The sequence below is a fragment of the Nocardia australiensis genome, assembly GCF_020733705.1.
In the GTDB taxonomy this organism is placed as follows: domain Bacteria; phylum Actinomycetota; class Actinomycetes; order Mycobacteriales; family Mycobacteriaceae; genus Nocardia; species Nocardia australiensis.
Window position 1 is genome coordinate 370,478 of sequence record NZ_JAJFZM010000001.1, and the last position, 15,748, is coordinate 386,225.

Annotated in this window: 12 protein-coding genes; 7 read left to right on the forward strand and 5 right to left on the reverse strand. The window is 66.0% G+C overall.

Annotation, left to right across the window (positions count from 1 at the left end; translation table 11 throughout):
* The first annotated feature begins 64 nt into the window (after positions 1 to 64).
* Together LKE06_RS01745 and LKE06_RS01750 are read left to right on the forward strand one after the other, a co-directional pair.
* Positions 65 to 901 carry a helix-turn-helix domain-containing protein gene (locus tag LKE06_RS01745; protein WP_227996591.1) on the forward strand — a complete coding sequence of 279 codons (837 nt, stop codon included), beginning with the start codon at positions 65 to 67 and terminating at the stop codon, positions 899 to 901.
* 10 nt (positions 902 to 911) lie between these two features.
* The gene (locus LKE06_RS01750; RefSeq protein WP_227996593.1) at positions 912 to 1,337 is read left to right on the forward strand and encodes a VOC family protein; all 426 of its coding nucleotides are present in this window, start codon (positions 912 to 914) and stop codon (positions 1,335 to 1,337) included.
* Between the two features lie 33 nt (positions 1,338 to 1,370).
* Here LKE06_RS01750 and LKE06_RS01755 read toward each other — a convergent pair whose 3' ends face one another.
* The 3 genes from LKE06_RS01755 to LKE06_RS01765 form a co-directional block, all read right to left on the reverse strand.
* Entirely contained in the window at positions 1,371 to 2,171 is an 801-nt protein-coding gene (locus LKE06_RS01755) for a carbohydrate ABC transporter permease (RefSeq protein ID WP_227999237.1), read from the reverse strand.
* A 119-nt stretch (positions 2,172 to 2,290) separates the two neighbouring features.
* Entirely contained in the window at positions 2,291 to 3,169 is an 879-nt protein-coding gene (locus LKE06_RS01760; RefSeq protein ID WP_255648695.1) for a carbohydrate ABC transporter permease, read from the reverse strand.
* 95 nt (positions 3,170 to 3,264) lie between these two features.
* The gene (locus LKE06_RS01765) at positions 3,265 to 4,527 is read right to left on the reverse strand and encodes an ABC transporter substrate-binding protein (RefSeq protein WP_227999238.1); all 1,263 of its coding nucleotides are present in this window, start codon (positions 4,525 to 4,527) and stop codon (positions 3,265 to 3,267) included.
* A 293-nt stretch (positions 4,528 to 4,820) separates the two neighbouring features.
* Between LKE06_RS01765 and LKE06_RS01770 the strand changes: the two genes are divergently transcribed.
* From LKE06_RS01770 to LKE06_RS01785, 4 genes are all read left to right on the forward strand, one after another.
* On the forward strand, positions 4,821 to 7,154 hold the full coding sequence (locus LKE06_RS01770) for a carbon starvation CstA family protein (RefSeq protein ID WP_227996597.1): 2,334 nt from the start codon (positions 4,821 to 4,823) through the stop codon (positions 7,152 to 7,154).
* An 86-nt stretch (positions 7,155 to 7,240) separates the two neighbouring features.
* A complete protein-coding gene (locus LKE06_RS01775; protein ID WP_227999239.1) occupies positions 7,241 to 7,411 on the forward strand; it encodes a YbdD/YjiX family protein in 171 nt (56 codons plus the stop codon).
* A gap of 72 nt (positions 7,412 to 7,483) precedes the next feature.
* Positions 7,484 to 9,160, forward strand: coding sequence for a DNA-3-methyladenine glycosylase 2 family protein (locus LKE06_RS01780; RefSeq protein ID WP_372477273.1), 1,677 nt, complete (start codon positions 7,484 to 7,486; stop codon positions 9,158 to 9,160).
* Positions 9,157 to 9,675, forward strand: a complete 519-nt coding sequence (locus LKE06_RS01785) for a methylated-DNA--[protein]-cysteine S-methyltransferase (RefSeq protein ID WP_227996599.1) — start codon at positions 9,157 to 9,159, stop codon at positions 9,673 to 9,675. The genes LKE06_RS01780 and LKE06_RS01785 overlap by 4 nt, the downstream gene beginning before the upstream one ends.
* Positions 9,676 to 9,848: 173 nt before the next feature.
* Here the strand turns inward: LKE06_RS01785 and LKE06_RS01790 are convergent, their stop codons facing one another.
* The gene (locus LKE06_RS01790) at positions 9,849 to 13,010 is read right to left on the reverse strand and encodes an AAA family ATPase (RefSeq protein WP_227996601.1); all 3,162 of its coding nucleotides are present in this window, start codon (positions 13,008 to 13,010) and stop codon (positions 9,849 to 9,851) included.
* Positions 13,007 to 14,182 (reverse strand): exonuclease SbcCD subunit D, encoded by a 1,176-nt coding sequence (locus LKE06_RS01795; protein WP_227996607.1) that lies wholly within the window; start codon positions 14,180 to 14,182, stop codon positions 13,007 to 13,009. Before LKE06_RS01795 ends, LKE06_RS01790 begins: the two co-directional genes overlap by 4 nt.
* A gap of 403 nt (positions 14,183 to 14,585) precedes the next feature.
* Here LKE06_RS01795 and LKE06_RS01800 point away from each other — a divergent pair, with 403 nt between their 5' ends.
* Positions 14,586 to 15,743 carry a DNA recombination protein RmuC gene (locus LKE06_RS01800; protein ID WP_227996608.1) on the forward strand — a complete coding sequence of 386 codons (1,158 nt, stop codon included), beginning with the start codon at positions 14,586 to 14,588 and terminating at the stop codon, positions 15,741 to 15,743.
* Positions 15,744 to 15,748: the final 5 nt, after the last annotated feature.

The following is a 15,748-nucleotide window of genomic DNA, read 5'->3' on the forward strand; positions in this document are numbered from 1 at the left end:
CCGACGCGGACGGTGCCCGCACGAGCGGGGTTGCGTGCGGCGCGACCTGACGTAGCGTTGCATCATGGAGCCGACCACCGAAGTGGTGATGGCACGACCGGCACCCGCGCTCGCGGCATTCATCGACGGCTATGTCGGTTACCGCCTGACCGGGTTCGCGCCGGGACTGCACCGGGGACTGCCGTCGCGGAATATGACGTTCATCGTGTCGATCGGACCGACAATAGATGTGGTCGGACAGACAGATCCGCGTCAGGCACCCGACGACTATCGGTTCGTGGTCGGCGGATTGCAGGCAAGTGCGGCTTCCATTGCGCATAATGGCCACCAGGAGGGGATCTCGGTCGCGCTGACGCCGCTGGGTTCCCGGGCTCTGTTCGGGATGCCCGCGAGCGCGCTGTGGGACACCTCGGTGGAGTGTGCGGAGGTGACGGGCCCGGCGGGAGGTGAACTGTGGGAGGAACTTCAGGGCCGGGCCGGTTGGCCGGAACGCTTCGCTGCCTGTGATCGAGTGCTGACCCGGCTGGCCCGCCACGACCGGCTGGTGACGCCCGAATTGACTTGGGCTTGGCGCACTTTGGTCGGTACTCATGGCACCACCGCTATCGGTCCGTTGGCCGAGGACATCGGCTGGAGCCGCCAGCATCTGGCGCGCCGCTTCAATGCCGAATTCGGCCTCGCGCCCAAACTCGCCGCCCGGATCGCCCGCTTCGAGCGCGCCAGGCGGATGATCGAACGCACCCCGTCATTCGTCACGATCGCCCAGGTCGCGGCGACCTGTGGTTACTACGACCAGGCCCATTTGAATCGCGACTTCGCCGATCTGGCCGGCTGTAGCCCGACCACCTGGCTGGCCGAGGAGATTCCATCTGTCCAAGACGAAACGGGCCGGCCCGGGTGAGGCTGGACCCATGACGAATTCAACGACACAGAACACCACGCGCACCGCCACGGCGGTCTGGCCCTGCCTGACCTTCCGCGACGCCCGGGCGAGTTCCGCCTTCCTCGTCGAAGCCTTCGGCTTCGAGGAGACGGCGAGTTACGCCCGCGAAGACGATCCCTCGATCATCGAACACGGCGTACTGCGCTGGCCGCTCGGCGGCGGCATCATGTTCGGCTCGGCAAGCAAGGACGACACCGCGTTCGGCAGACGCAATCCCGGCAACGACTCGATCTACATCGTCTGCGACAACCCCGACGAACTGTTCGCCCGTGCCACGGCCGCGGGCGCTGAGCTGGTCCGCGGCCTGCGCGACGAGGACTACGGCTCACGTGGCTTCACCGTCCGCGACCCCGAAGGCAATATCTGGAGCTTCGGCACCTACTGGGGCAGCTGAACCGCCCGGCACGGGCCGAGGGTTACCGCGCCCTCAGCGCCCGCCCATCCCGGACTGCGCGATACCGCTGACAAAGGACTTCTGCGCGATCGCGTACACCACCAGAAGTGGCGCGAGAATCACCATCGCGGCAGCCATCAGAATCGGCCACTGGGTTTGGTACTGGCCTTGCAGGCGCACCAAACCCAGTGTCGCGGTGGCGATATCGTTGCGCTGAATCATGATCAAGGGCCACAGGAAGTCGTTCCAGACGGTGATCCAGGTGAGCACGGCCAGTACCATCAGCGCGGGACGGGTGTGCGGCAGTAGAACTCGCCAAAAGACCTGCCAGGTGGTGGCGCCGTCGATGATGGCCGCTTCCTCGAGCTCAGCGGGCAAGGCCCGGAAGAACTGACGCATCAGGTAGGTGCCGAATGCGCTGCCGAACAGGCCGGGCACGATCATCGCCCACGGCGTGTCCACCCAGCCGAGGGCGCGCATCAACAAGAACTGCGGGATCACCGTCACGGTGAGCGGCACCATGAGGGTGCCGAGGTAGGCGAGGAATAGGACATCTCGACCCCGAAATCGTAAGCGGGCGAAGGCATATCCGGCCAGCGAGCAGAAGAACACCTGTCCGGCGGTGACACACAACGCGTACCCGGCGGTATTGAGCAGCATCCGCCCCAGCGGCATCATGTCGAATACCTCGCCATAATTGGACCACTGCGGTTGCGCGGGAAGGAAAGTCGGCTCGGTGATCTCGCCGTCGCGTTTCAGCGATCCCGACATCGCCCATAGAATCGGCGCCAGCGCACACCAGGCGATCGCGATAAGCGCCACATAGATCACCATGCCGTGCAGCGTGCGGCGCACGATCGCCCGCTGGACTCGGCTTCCTGACTTCCCTCGCGTAACCGGCTTGTTCGCGATGGCGGTGCGCGGACGCGAGCGGTGAACCACGTTGTTGGCGTTCATAGTTCGACCGCGTCGCGCCGGGCGAATCGAAGCTGCAGCAGGGTCGCCACGAAGAGGATCGCGAAGATCACCCAGGCCAGCGCCGCCGCGTAACCGACCTCGTAGAAGCCGAAGGCGTTCTGGAACAGCATGATTCCGAGCAGATAGGTTCCGGTCTCGGGTCCCCCGTTGCCGCCGGTCAAGGCGTATGCCTGATCGAACGCCTGCACGGTGCTGATGATGGTGATCACGAAGACGAACGACAGCGGACCGCGAATCAGTGGCACGGTGATCGACCGGAATCGCCGCAGCGCACCGGCGCCATCGATCTTGGCCGCCTCGTACAAGGTCTCCGGAACTCCCTGCATGGCGGCGAGCAGGATGACCGTCACGAACGGCACACTCTTCCATACGGTCACGACGCTGAGCGATACCAGCGCCCAGTCCGGATCCGTCAGCCATGGCACCGGATCAATGCCGACCCAGCCGAGCATGATGTTGAGCAGCCCGTCGTCGGTGGTGAAGATGAACCGCCACACCACGGCCATGGCAACCGTCGAAGCCACCAGCGGCAGGAACGCGATCGTTCGAAAGATCCCTATACCGGCCAGCTTTCGATTCAGAACCGCCGCGACCGCCAGCCCGATCAGCACCGTCGGCACCAGCGTCAGCACAGTGAACACCGCGGTATTGCGCACCGCGATCGCGAACAACGGATCCGCCCCGAACAGCCGCCGATAGTTCGCCAGCCCCACAAACCGCGGCGGACTGAACAGATCCCACGCGTGAAAACTCAAATACAAAGAAAACCCCAGCGGAAAAAGCAAAAACACCCCCACTGCCACCAAATTGGGCGCCACGAACAACCACCCATCCCGCTCCCGCCGACGCGCCAACCGCCCCCGCCCCGTGAGTGCCACAGCACGGAGAGTCCTTCTCGGCGTTTGCCACGGCCATGTGCCACTCGACGAACGATCGCGTGGGGTGGTGGTCATGTGGGCTCCAGGAGGGCGTTGATATCGGCGGCGAAGGGGCCGTTCAGGGAGGTGGCGGGGGCGGCGCCGCGCAGGACCCTGTTGGCGCCGCGTTCCAGGAGAGCGGAGACCTTGCCCCAGGCGGGGGTGATGGGGAGCGGGCGGGAATGGGCGGGGCCATCGGTGAGTACTTCGAGATTGCGGATTTCGCGGTGCGCGTCGGCGAAACCCGTTGAGCCCATGGCGGATTTCAGAGCGGGCGCGAATAGGCCGGAGGCGGCGGTGATGGCCTGGCCCACGGGTCCGGTCGCGAATTTCACGAATTCCCAAGCCTGTTCGATGCGCGGGCTGTCCGCGGCGATCGCCAGACCGGTACACCCCACATCGGTCACCGCGCCGGGACCACCACGTGGACCGACGGGCAGCACCGTGAGGTCGACCTCGAGATCGTCTTTCCCGGTGATCTCGGAATAGAGCCAGTGCCCACCCATCATCAGACCGGCCTTCCCACGCAGGAACAGGTCCTGCGCCGAAACCGATTGCTGGTCGGCGACTCTCGGCGCCACATGATGACGAACCGCGAGATCGGCATAGAACTGGAAGCCCTCGGCGAAGCGGGGATCGCCGAGATTTGTCCGGGTCGGCCCCACCGACGGGGTGAACCACTCCATGCCGTTGTTCATGCCGAAGCAGGCCGCCGAGTAGTACGGCACCCATGCGTCGGTGAAGCCCCACCGGCTCGTCCGGCCCGAGGGTTCGCGGCGAGTGAGCGCCCTGGTGGCATCCAAGAATTCGGCGAAGGTCCACGGCCGCGACCAATCGGCGGGCGGCGTCAGGCCGGCATCGGCGAACAGGTGCCGGTTGTAGTAGAGGAAAACCCCCGACCATTGTTCGGGTAACGCGTATTGCCCGCCGCCGTAGCTGAAGGTGTCATACAGCGTCGGGTAACTGTCGCGGCGCAACGCGACGGCGTATTCGGGGTCGCGGTCGAGCAGCGAGTTCAAGTCCAGCAGGACGCCGCGCTCGGCGAGGCTGGCATACAGCAGCTCCCATGCCATGAGGATGTCGGGACATTTGCCACCAGCACAGTAGGTCAGCATCTGCTGTAGCGAGTCGGGGCCGGAAACAATGGTGCGAATCTTGATGTCCGGGTGGGTCTTCTGGAACTCCCGAATGATCCGCAGCCGCACCCGCGCCTCCTGCGGTCTGGCACCGAAGAAGAAGGTCAGCGCGTCGTCATCGGCGCCGCAACCACCGGCGAGCATGGGTGCGGCGAGCATCGAAGCGAGCACGGTACGGCGGCGCACCGAAGCGACCGCCGGTGTCGGCGAGGCGGCCGCAACAGCGGGCGAACCAGGGGTGGATTCCAGTACAGCCCTCCTCGGGGCGGATGTGGAGGATCGCGAACCGCATGGCAGCATACGTCCGGCAACACCGAGGAGACGGCCGACACACGAACATTATTTAACGGGCGGTCGAGGTGTCGGGAAACGTCCCCGATCGCCGCCACAGATCGGATACGTTGTCACGTGTTTCAGTAGAATCCTGCGCGTTTTACAGGAGAGTAGGGCGGATGTCGACAATCGAATACCTGCGGACAGATCCAGATCTGCCACCCGTTGGTGTGGACGATCGGTCCCCGATCACTCCGGCCAAAAAGGCCGTGTTCGCCGCTATCGCGGTTGTCGGCGCAGTCGCGTGGGCCGTATTGGCCTTTGCGCGCGGTGAGAACATCAACGCGGTATGGATCGTGATCGCGGCGGTATGTTCCTACGTGATCGCCTACCAGTTCTATGCCAGGCTGATCGAATACAAGATCATCAAGCCGCGCGACGATGTCGCCACCCCGGCCGAAGAGCTGGAAAACGGCAAGGACTACATGCCGATGGACCGGCGGGTGCTCTTCGGGCACCACTTCGCCGCCATCGCCGGCGCGGGTCCGCTGGTCGGACCGGTACTCGCCGCGCAAATGGGCTACCTGCCCGGCACCATCTGGATCATCGTCGGCGTCGTTTTCGCCGGCGCGGTGCAGGACTATCTGGTGTTGTGGGCATCGACAAAGCGCCGCGGCCGCAGCCTCGGACAGATGGCCCGCGACGAGCTCGGCCCGATCGGTGGCGTAGCCGCGATCATCGCCGTGCTCGTGATCATGATGATCCTGCTCGCGGTACTCGGCGTCGTCGTCGTACAGGCGCTGGCCGCGGTTAAGGGACCCGACGGACAACTGCACGGCGGCAGCCCATGGGGTGTGTTCTCCATCGGCATGACCATCCCGATCGCCCTTTTCATGGGTCTCTACCTGCGGTTCGTTCGGCCGGGCCGGGTCGGTGAGGTGTCCATCGTCGGGTTCGTGATGTTGCTGTTCGTCATTGCCGCCGGTCGCTGGGTTTCCGAATCCGGCTGGGGCCGTGACCTGTTCACGCTATCGGGTACCACCATCGCGTGGCTGCTGATCGGCTACGGTTTCGTGGCCTCGGTGCTGCCGGTATGGTTGCTGCTCGCACCGCGTGACTACCTGTCGACGTTCATGAAGATCGGCACCATCGGCCTGCTGGCTATCGGCATCATGATCACTATGCCGGTGCTCGAGGCGCCCGCAGTCTCGGAGTTCGCGCACACCGGCGCCGGTCCGTCGTTCGCGGGCAGTCTGTTCCCGTTCCTGTTCATCACGATCGCGTGTGGCGCGCTTTCCGGATTCCATGCCCTCGTCTCCTCCGGCACCACGCCGAAGCTGCTGGAAAAGCAGTCGCAGGCCAGGATGATCGGCTACGGCGGCATGCTGATGGAGTCGTTCGTCGCGGTGATGGCGCTGATCACCGCGAGCATTATCGACCAGCACCTGTATTTCGCGATGAACGCGGGCGCCTCCCTCACCGGTGGCACCGCCGAGAAGGCCGCCACCTACACCAACTCCCTCGGGCTGGCCGGTGATCCGATCACCGCCGCGGACCTCGACAACGCGGCAAAGGACGTCGGCGAGGGCACGATCATCTCCCGCACCGGTGGCGCGCCGACGCTCGCGATCGGCATGTCACAGGTGATGTCGCAGTTCCTCGGTGGCTCCGGGCTGAAGTCGTTCTGGTATCACTTCGCGATCATGTTCGAGGCGCTGTTCATCCTCACCACGATCGACGCGGGCACCCGTGTCGCGCGCTTCATGCTGTCGGATTCGCTCGGCAATCTCGGTGGCGCGGCCAAGAAGTTCAAGGACCCGTCGTGGCGGCCCGGTGCCTGGATCTGCTCGGCGATCGTGGTTGCGGCGTGGGGTTCGGTGCTGCTGATGGGTGTCACCGATCCGCTCGGCGGCATCTACACGCTGTATCCGTTGTTCGGCATCTCCAACCAGTTGCTCGCGGCGATCGCGCTGACCGTGGTGCTCACCATCGTGATCAAGAAGGGGCTGATCAAGTGGGCATGGATTCCCGCGCTGCCGTTGGTCTGGGATCTGGCGGTGACGATGACGGCGTCCTGGCAGAAGATCTTCTCCGCGGACCCGAAGCTCGGATACTGGAAGTTGCACAGCAATACCGCCGCGGCGCGGGACAACTTCATCGCGGCGCGCGACTCCGGCAAGGTCTTGGCGCCCGCCAAGAACATGGCCGATATGGACAAGCAGATCGCCGACATGGGCAAGATCGTCCGCAACACGTTCATCCAGGGCAGTCTGTCGATCATCTTCGCGGTGCTGGTTTTGATCGTCGCGGCGGTCGGAATCATGGTCTGTGTGCGCGCCTGGCGGGCCGGCGGCGGGCCGAGTAGCGAATCGCCCGAGGAACCGTCGAAGATCTTCGCACCGCGCGGGTTCATCGCCACATCGGAGGAAAAGCAAGTGCAGAAGGAATGGGACGCCTTGATCGAAACGGGGCAGGTACGCGCGCCGGGCGCCGCACACGCCCGAGGACATTGACCGTCTCCGGCTCGCCGCGTGCCGACCGGTCCGATCGACCGGTCGGCACGCGGCTGCGCGCTGTCGGGACTGCCTGCACCACAACGATTCACGCGATCGGATGGTGGTTCGATTCGGTGCTCGGCGGGCAGGACTACCAACGCTATGTGGCGCATCTGCGCCGCGCCCATCCCGGCTGCGAGATTCCGACCGAACGTGAGTACTGGCGCAACCGGCATGCGGATGCCGACAGCAACCCGACCACCCGCTGCTGCTAGCCGACATCCACCGGGCCGTACATGGCAGATTTCCGCTAGCGCACCGTGCGGCTTGCTGCCATTGTGGTTGGGGTGACGATTACGGCATTGGACTTCGAGCGCTGCTATCGAGCGGTGTCGACACGAGACTCCCGGTTCGACGGGCAGTTCTTCACTGCGGTTCGAACCACCGGAATCTACTGCCGCCCTTCATGTCCGGCGATCACGCCGAAACCGGCGAACGTGACGTTCCTACCGACAGCCGCGGCGGCGCAGCACGCGGGATACCGCGCGTGCCGCCGGTGCCTGCCCGATGCGGCACCGGGATCGCCGCTGTGGAACATCCGCGCGGATCTGGCCGCGCGCGCGATGCGATTGATCGGTGACGGTGTCATCGAGCGTGGTGGCGTGCCCGCACTGGCCGCGACGCTGGGCTATTCCCAGCGTCAGCTCACCCGGGTACTCACCGCCGAATTGGGTGCCGGGCCACTGGCACTGGCCCGCGCGCATCGCGCGCACACGGCGCGGCTGCTGATCCAGACGACGAACATGCCGATGTCGGATATCGCGTTCGCGGCCGGGTTTGCCAGCATTCGCCAGTACAACGACACGGTGCGTGAGGTGTTCGCGGTCAGCCCGACCACCATGCGCGCCGAGGCCCAGCGATTGCCCCGCTCCGGCAACGGCCAGGTCATACCGCCGGCCAATGGCAGTCTGACGCTGCGCCTGCCATATCGGGAACCCTTGGATCGGGGTTGGCTGGAGTGGTTCCTCTCGTCGCACGTCGCCCCCGGCATGGAACTGTGGGAAGACCGCGCCTACACGCGCAACCTGCGAACCCCGCACGGACACGCGACCACCCGGCTGAGCTTTCAGCGCGATCACGTCCGGGCCGAATTGACGCTGCACGATATGCGCGACCTCGCGCCGACCGTCGCACGGCTACGCCACCTACTGGATTTGGACGCCGACCCGGTCGGCATCGACGAGGCATTGGGCGTTCATACCGCCGAGGAACTTCGGCAGTCCGATGCGGCCCCCGCGCTGGCGGCGGCCGGTCATATCAATACGGCCCCCACCGCATTCGCTCAGCCCACCGCGTTCGGTCACCCCGATACCGACAGGGCACCCGCACAACATCCGTTCAACGTTGGTGCGCGCACGCACGCCGATCATCAGCACCGGCTGCCGTTCACACCAGGGATCCGGGTCCCCGGCTGCCTCGACGGGCCGGAGTTGTTGTTGCGCACCATGATCGGACAACAGATCTCGGTGTCCGCCGCCGCCACCCACACTGCCCGTCTGGTCGAGGCGCTCGGTGAGCGAGTCGACGGCCCGGTGCCGCTGCTGTTCCCAACACCGACGACCATCGCCGAGCGCGGCGCGGAGGTGCTGACCGGACCGGCACGGCGCATCCGCTCGATCATCGGCGCCGCCGAAGCCGTTGCGTCCGGTGATCTGGTCCTGCATCAGGGCCGCACGGCCGCGGACCTACGCCGCGACCTACTCGCCCTCGATGGCATCGGACCGTGGACAGCTGACTATGTGACCATGCGCCTGCTCGCCGATCCCGATGTCCTGCTCGACACCGATCTCGTTGTCCGGCAGGGCGCCACCCAACTCGGCCTCGACCTCACCGACTCCGCTCGGTATGGGCCGTGGCGCTCATATCTGTCCATGCAGCTGTGGAAGGCCGCGCTGGCCGGGCGCGCCGCAACCAAGTCAGCCTCGGCGAAGTCGGCCGTATCGACGGCGCGGGACGAATCATGAATTGCGCGAACATCATCGCCACCACAGCCGATTTCGCCACCGTCGACACCCCGATCGGCCCATTCACCGCGCTCGTCGACACCGGCGGTGCGGTACTCGCTTCCGGCTGGACCGTCGACGCCGAGAACCTGCGCGGCCTCATCCACCCGAGCCTGCGTCCCAGCGAACTGCGCAGGCGTGAGTCGCTCGGCCCCGTAACCCAGGCGGTCACGCGCTACCACGACGGCGACCTCACCGCGATCGACGACATCGCCGTCCGGCAGCAATCCGGCGGGTTTCTCGTACACGCCTGGGAAGTGCTGCGCACCGTCCCCGCCGGTAGCCCCATCACCTACACCGAATACGCTGCCCGCGCCGGACGCCCCGACGCCACCCGCGCCGCCGCCAACGCCTGCGCCCGCAACGCCGCCGCTCTCTTCGTCCCCTGCCACCGCATCTACCGCATCGGCGGTGCCCTCGGCGGCTTCCGCTGGGGCCTGCCTATCAAACGGTGGCTACTCGACCACGAGGCGTAACAACGAATACCCTTGCCGCGTTCGGGCGACGCGACCGTCGTAGCGATTGATTGCCGCTCTTTACCGTCCACATGGACGACTTTCACGGTTCGAGCGATCTCATCACAGTGCGCGCGGTAACCCACCCCGACGCGCGCTGAACGTTTACGCAGGCAGTTGAATTGCGGTGTGTGTCAACCGACGGTGGTCCGGAGATGGGAGCCGGTGCGGCCGCGGCGGACGTGCAACCGGCTCGGTATGCGCTGGCGCATTTCGTCTACGTGGCTGACCAGGCCGACTACGCGACCTCCCGCGCGGAGTTCGTCGAGAACGCCCATCACCGCGTCGAGGGTATCGGCGTCGAGGCCGCCGAAGCCTTCGTCGATGAAGAGCGTGTCGAGGATGAGACCGCCGGATTCGGCGGCCACAGTGTCGGCCAGCCCGAGGGCGAGAGACAGTGCGGCCATGAAAGTTTCGCCACCCGAAAGGGTTTTGGCCGGGCGGATGGCACCGGTGTAGTCGTCGCGAATGTCGAGACCGAGGCCGCCGCGCCGACCGCGTGGGCCCGCTTTGTCGGAGTGGACGAATTCGTAACGGCCGCCCGACATTCGGCGCAGCCGGACCGATCCGGCCAGCGCGACCTCCTCGAGACGGGCGGCAAGAACATAGGAGCGCAATGACATTCGGCGATTGTTCTCGCCACGGCCGGCGACCACGTCGGCGAGCGCGGCGAGTTCCTCGTGGGCGCGCTGGAAGGGCGCGATTCGTTCTACCGCGGCCCACAGCTGACCGCCCAATTGCTCGAGCCTACTCACCCGCCTCGTGGCCTCGGCCCGCGTGGCGATCGCGGCGTTCATCTGCGATTGCGCGGCGGCGGCCGACGCCTCCAATTCGGCTATATCGCCGAGTTCGGCGAGCGCCGCCGCCTGGATATCGGGTTCGGCGAGAACGGCTCGCGCGTGTGCGCGCGTTCCATCCGCAGCCGCCAATTCGGCCGTTATATCGGCTTGCCGCCGCGCGGTGCGCGCGGCCCCGGTGACCACACGGGCGTAGGCGGTCAGCATGGCCACATCGTCACGCTGGGCCGCACCCGGATTCGATGTGCCCGCGCTGTCGGCATCAGCTCCCGGCACGCCACCAGTGGACTCGCGACCACCCGCCCATAGCTCGCGTTCTTCGTCGGTGACTACGAAACCCGCGGCCAGCGCAAGGTTTTCGACCCGATCGGCGACCACCGTTACCTGTGCGCGGGCGGACTCGGTTTCATTGCGTGCCTCCCGCAGGGCGATCGCGTCGGCGATCAGTTTGTTCAGCCTGACACGGCGACGGTCGATCGTTTCGTCGGCACCCGCGGCAACGCGCAACCGGCCGGTGAGTTCGGCCAGGCGGGTGGTGGTAGCCGCGATATGAGCGGTGACGGTACTACGGCGCGAATCGGATTCGCGGAGTTCGTCGTGCAAGCGAAGCTCGTCGGAGCGCAGGCCCGACAACTCGGCGGTGAGTCCCTCGGCCAGCGCGGCCAACTCGGCGGCGTCCTCGTAACGGTCGGTGGCGGCACGCAAGGCGGCGGCCAGTTCGACACGGTCGACATCCCCGCCGACCGCGATCAGCGCCTCGATATCGCGTTCCAGGGCAGCGATCCGGGACAGGACGCGGTCACGGGCGTCTTCGGCGGCGCGCTCCGCGACGGCCGCCGCGTCCTCGGCGTCCTTGGATACCGCGCCGGAAGCCGGCAGCGCCGGGGCAGGATGGTCGACGGATCCGCACACCGCGCACGGATCACCATCGGACAATCGACCGGCGAGTTCGGCGGCCATGCCCGCCAGCCTGCGCTCACGCAGGTCGAGTACCCGTTCCTTGGCGTCGTTGTGCGCGGTACGCGCGGACTCGAGTTCGATCCGCACACGATCGAGAGTTGTTCGGTGCCTGGCGAGTTCGACCGCGGCGGTGGCGGCGGTCCGCAGCCGCTCGCATTCGGCGGACAGCCCGGGCAATGTGGCGGCGGCCTCGGTGGCCTCGCGCAGCCTTGCGTCGGTGGTACGGATCGAGCCAGGGAGTTGCTCACGCAACCTGGTCAACTCCACCGCTCGACGGGTCAGTGTGGTGTCTTCGGCACGCAGCGAGGACACCTCGGCGGTGAGCTCGATGGCGGCGGTCGCGTCCGAACTCACCTCGTCGAGCGCTCCGATCTGGGCGCTCCAACGCTGAATGGCGGCATCGAGATCGGCCTGCGGGTCGACGACAGGCATCGCGTCGGAACCGGTTTCGATAGGAACAAGTTCGATTCCCGCAATATCGCTGCCTGTCGGCTCGCCGAGCAGCATGGCCAACTCCCCTGCGATCCGGCGGGTTTCGTCACCCTTCCGCCGCGCGTGCATAACGGCGGCACGCGCCTCGTCGATCGCCTCGGCAACCGGCGCGGCCCGGCCGGCCAGCTCGAGTTCGGCTTCCAGACCCGCGCGGTGCCCCGCCCCCGCGGTGTATTCGTCCAGCTGTTGCTGTGCCGTGCTCATGCGGCGACACAACTCACGCAGGCGGCGTTGCTGTTCCGCTAGCCCACGTGCTCGTGTCGACTCCTGTTGTCTACCTTCGGCTTCTGCGACAGCCGTGGCGAGCTCCGCCCGCGCGCTGGCTAGCAGATCCTGCGACCAGGACACCGCCTCCAACATCTCTACCGTCTCGGCGCGGCCCAGCCCCACCGCACCCCGGATCTCCGCGATCAGCTGATTGATGCCGTCCTTGTTCTCCTCGACCTCGGCGGCCGAGACCCGCCGCTTATCGGCGAGCCAGTGCTCGGCCGTGCCGAAACGTTCGGTGTCGAAGAGCTTTTCGAGCAACTTCTCGCGATCCTCGTTATCCGCCCGCAAAAATCGCGCGAAATCGCCCTGCGGGAGCAGGACGACTTGGAAGAACTGATCGGCGCTCATCCCGAGCAACCGCAGGATCTCATCGCCGATATCCGGTATGCGCGAAAGGTTTTCACCGCGACCGTCCAGCCACTCCAACGTCGCCTTGGCCTTATCGGTGTACATTCCGGGGCCGCCACGCAACTTGGGGCGCTCGAACTCGGGAATGCGCGTCAACCGCACCCGCCGCCCGCCCAGCGTCGCCTCCAGCACCACCCGCGGCGGTGTCTGCTCCGGCGCATGATCGGAATGCAGCCGCTTACTCTCGCCACGAGCGCCGGGAACCTTGCCATACAGTGCGAACGCGATCGCATCCAGCACCGTCGTTTTCCCCGCGCCGGTCTGCCCGTGCAGCAGGAACAGCCCGTCGGCACCGAGCGCGTCGAAATCGACAACCGTCGGCTCGGCGAACGGTCCGAATGCGGTCATCTCCAGCAGGTGCAGTCTCATGCGGACAGCTCCCGGGCCGGATCAGCGGGCGCAACTGAATCCGGTTCGGTAACCGCAGCCGCCAGAGCCCGCTCCAGCCAAGCCATTTCGCCCGCACTCGGGACGCCTCGGACGTCGGTCAAGAAACTCTGCGCCACCTCGGTGTCGCGACGGCCGTGCACGCGTTCACGGTAATGCAACTCCGGATTGCCGCCCGGGCGTGACCATTCCACGTGCACGGCATGCGGGAAACGCGCACGCAACTTGCGCATGGCGTCCACCGGGCGGGTGTGATCGGTGAGGGTGGCCGAAACATAGTCCTGCTCGGCCCCCGCGTGCGCGGCGTCGGTGAGTAACTCGTCGAGTGTGCCGGTGAGCCTGCTCAATCCACGAATCGACGGCAGATCATGACGCCGTACCGCATGCAACCCGGCGGCATCCAGATCGATGATCCAGACCGCCTTACGATGCGAATTCTCGGCGAACGAATACGGCAACGGCGAACCCGAATAACGGACCGACTCCGACAGGGTCTGCGGCGAATGCAGGTGCCCGAGGGCGACATAGTCGACGCCGTCGAACGCCGAGCGCGGCACCGTCTCAACACCACCGACCGAAATCGACCGCTCCGAACCGGTCGCCTCCGCACCGACAACGAAGGCATGCGCCAACACCACCGTGCGCACACCTGGTCGCCCGGCGATATCGGACCGAATCCGGCCCATCGCCGCATCGAGAATCTCCGCATGCGAACGTGCCTGCGGCACACCGAGTTCGACGCGTGTGATATCCGGCTCCAGATATGGAATGCCGTAAAACGCCACCTCTCCATGCGCGTCGGACAGCAAAACCGGCCGATGCGCGTCGGCGACCGTGGTCCGCAAATACAACCCGCCCGCCGCCGCGAAGCTCGCCCCCGCTCCCAACCGCACCGGCGAATCATGATTACCCGCCGTAGCCACGATCAGCGCGCCCGCCGCACGAATCGCCTCGAACCCCCGGTTACACACCGCGATCGCGTCGGCACTCGGAATCGACCTGTCGTACACATCCCCCGACACCACAACGACATCGACCGACTCCGCCGCAACCACCTCGGCGATGGCGGCCAACGACCGAGCCTGATCGCCGAGCAGATCGACGCCATGGAAGGTGCGCCCGATGTGCCAATCCGAGGTATGCAACATCCGCATGCCGCGAAACTGTAAACGACCCTACCGACAGTGTTTATTTTGCAGCGCCTGCGGCGCTGCGTGTTCGCGGCCCCTATGGCTCGCGTCCGAGGGGCAAATACTGGCTCCTGCGTCGCATCGTATTTGCCCCTCGGACGCGAGCCGACCGCGAACTTTAGGGCTCGGTCTCGCTACGCTCGAAACCTGGTGTCGTGCCTACTAGGTGCGTAAGTGGGCTCGTGCGGCACCGACTGTTTCTGTACGGAGTTGGGGGCCGTGGTTTTGCGGGTGATGGGGGTGATCTTGCTGCGTTCGGAAACTGTTGTCGTGGCGAGTGGCTGCGGGTTACGTTCTTTGTCGACACGTGCTGGGGGTTAGCTGACGGGTTCGGTTCTTGTCGGTGGGGTGCGGCACTATCTGCGCTATGACCGCACCGATGCTCGTCGCCCTGATGCTGGTGTTCGCCGCTGGGGTCGGTCTGGGCTGGTTGGGGCATGCGGCGCGGGCGGGGCATCGGGCTACGGCGGCGGAGGCGAGACTGGCGGCGGTGACGGACAATGAGCGGTTGCTGCGGCAGTCGCTGACGGCGGCAAATGAGGATGCGGCACGCAGGCATTCGCATGCGATCGGCGCCATGGTCGATCCGCTGCGGGAAGCGGTCGGCACCTTGAATCAGCACATCCAGCAGGTCGAGCACCATCGCATCAACGCGTATTCCAGCCTGCGCGAACAGGTTGCGGGTATGCAGCGCACCTCGTATCAGCTCACCAGTCAGACCAGTCAATTGGTCGCGGCGTTGCGGGCGCCGCAGGTACGCGGCCGGTGGGGGGAGATCCAGCTCGAGCGCGTCGTCGAACTGGCCGGTATGAGCAGGCACTGTGATTTCGACACTCAGGTGACCCGAGCGGCTCGTCGCGACGGGGTCTCCGAGCACACCGCGAAGGTCCGGCCCGACCTGATCGTTCACCTGGCCGGGAACAGGCAGATCGTGGTGGACGCCAAGGTGCCCTTCAGCGCCTACCTCGACGCCACCATGGCCGAGGACCCCGACGCGCGCGCTGAACTGCTCGGCAAGCACGCCAAACACCTGCGCTCCCACGTCGATCAACTGGCCGACAAGGCCTATTGGACAGCCTTCGATCCGGCACCCGAGTTCGTGGTGTTGTTCGTGCCGGGCGATCCGTTCCTCGATGCCGCGCTCACCACCGATTCCGGTCTGCTGGAGTACGCGTTCGGGCGCAACGTGATCCTCGCGACGCCGACCACTCTGATCGCGCTGCTGCGCACCATTGCGTTCGGGTGGCGGCAGGAGGCGCTGTCCCGCGACATGGCAACCGTTCAGCAATTGGGCAGGGAGCTGTACGCGAGACTGGGCACGACCGGTAAGCATCTGGACACCCTCGGAGCACAACTCGGCAAGGCCGTCGAGGCTTTCAATCGCTCGGTTGCCTCGGTGGAGACGCGGGTGATGGTCACCGCGCGCAAACTGCACGACCTGCAAATAGCTGAGCAAGCGGTTCCAGCAATCCATCGGGTGGATTCGTGGCCGCGTGCGGTGGGGTTCGCCGACGCCGACGATTAGCCGAA

Bases quoted from the DNA above. Each gene is read 5' to 3' on its own strand.
- LKE06_RS01755 (WP_227999237.1), bottom strand. From the start codon at position 2,171: ATGGTGATCTATGTGGCGCTTATCGCGATCGCCTGGTGTGCGCTGGCG.
- LKE06_RS01795 (WP_227996607.1), bottom strand. From the start codon at position 14,182: ATGCGGATGTTGCATACCTCGGATTGGCACATCGGGCGCACCTTCCAT.
- LKE06_RS01785 (WP_227996599.1), top strand. From the start codon at position 9,157: ATGAATTGCGCGAACATCATCGCCACCACAGCCGATTTCGCCACCGTC.
- LKE06_RS01800 (WP_227996608.1), top strand. From the start codon at position 14,586: ATGACCGCACCGATGCTCGTCGCCCTGATGCTGGTGTTCGCCGCTGGG.
- LKE06_RS01750 (WP_227996593.1), top strand. From the start codon at position 912: ATGACGAATTCAACGACACAGAACACCACGCGCACCGCCACGGCGGTC.
- LKE06_RS01745 (WP_227996591.1), top strand. From the start codon at position 65: ATGGAGCCGACCACCGAAGTGGTGATGGCACGACCGGCACCCGCGCTC.
- LKE06_RS01790 (WP_227996601.1), bottom strand. From the start codon at position 13,010: ATGAGACTGCACCTGCTGGAGATGACCGCATTCGGACCGTTCGCCGAG.
- LKE06_RS01770 (WP_227996597.1), top strand. From the start codon at position 4,821: ATGTCGACAATCGAATACCTGCGGACAGATCCAGATCTGCCACCCGTT.
- LKE06_RS01765 (WP_227999238.1), bottom strand. From the start codon at position 4,527: ATGCTCGCCGCACCCATGCTCGCCGGTGGTTGCGGCGCCGATGACGAC.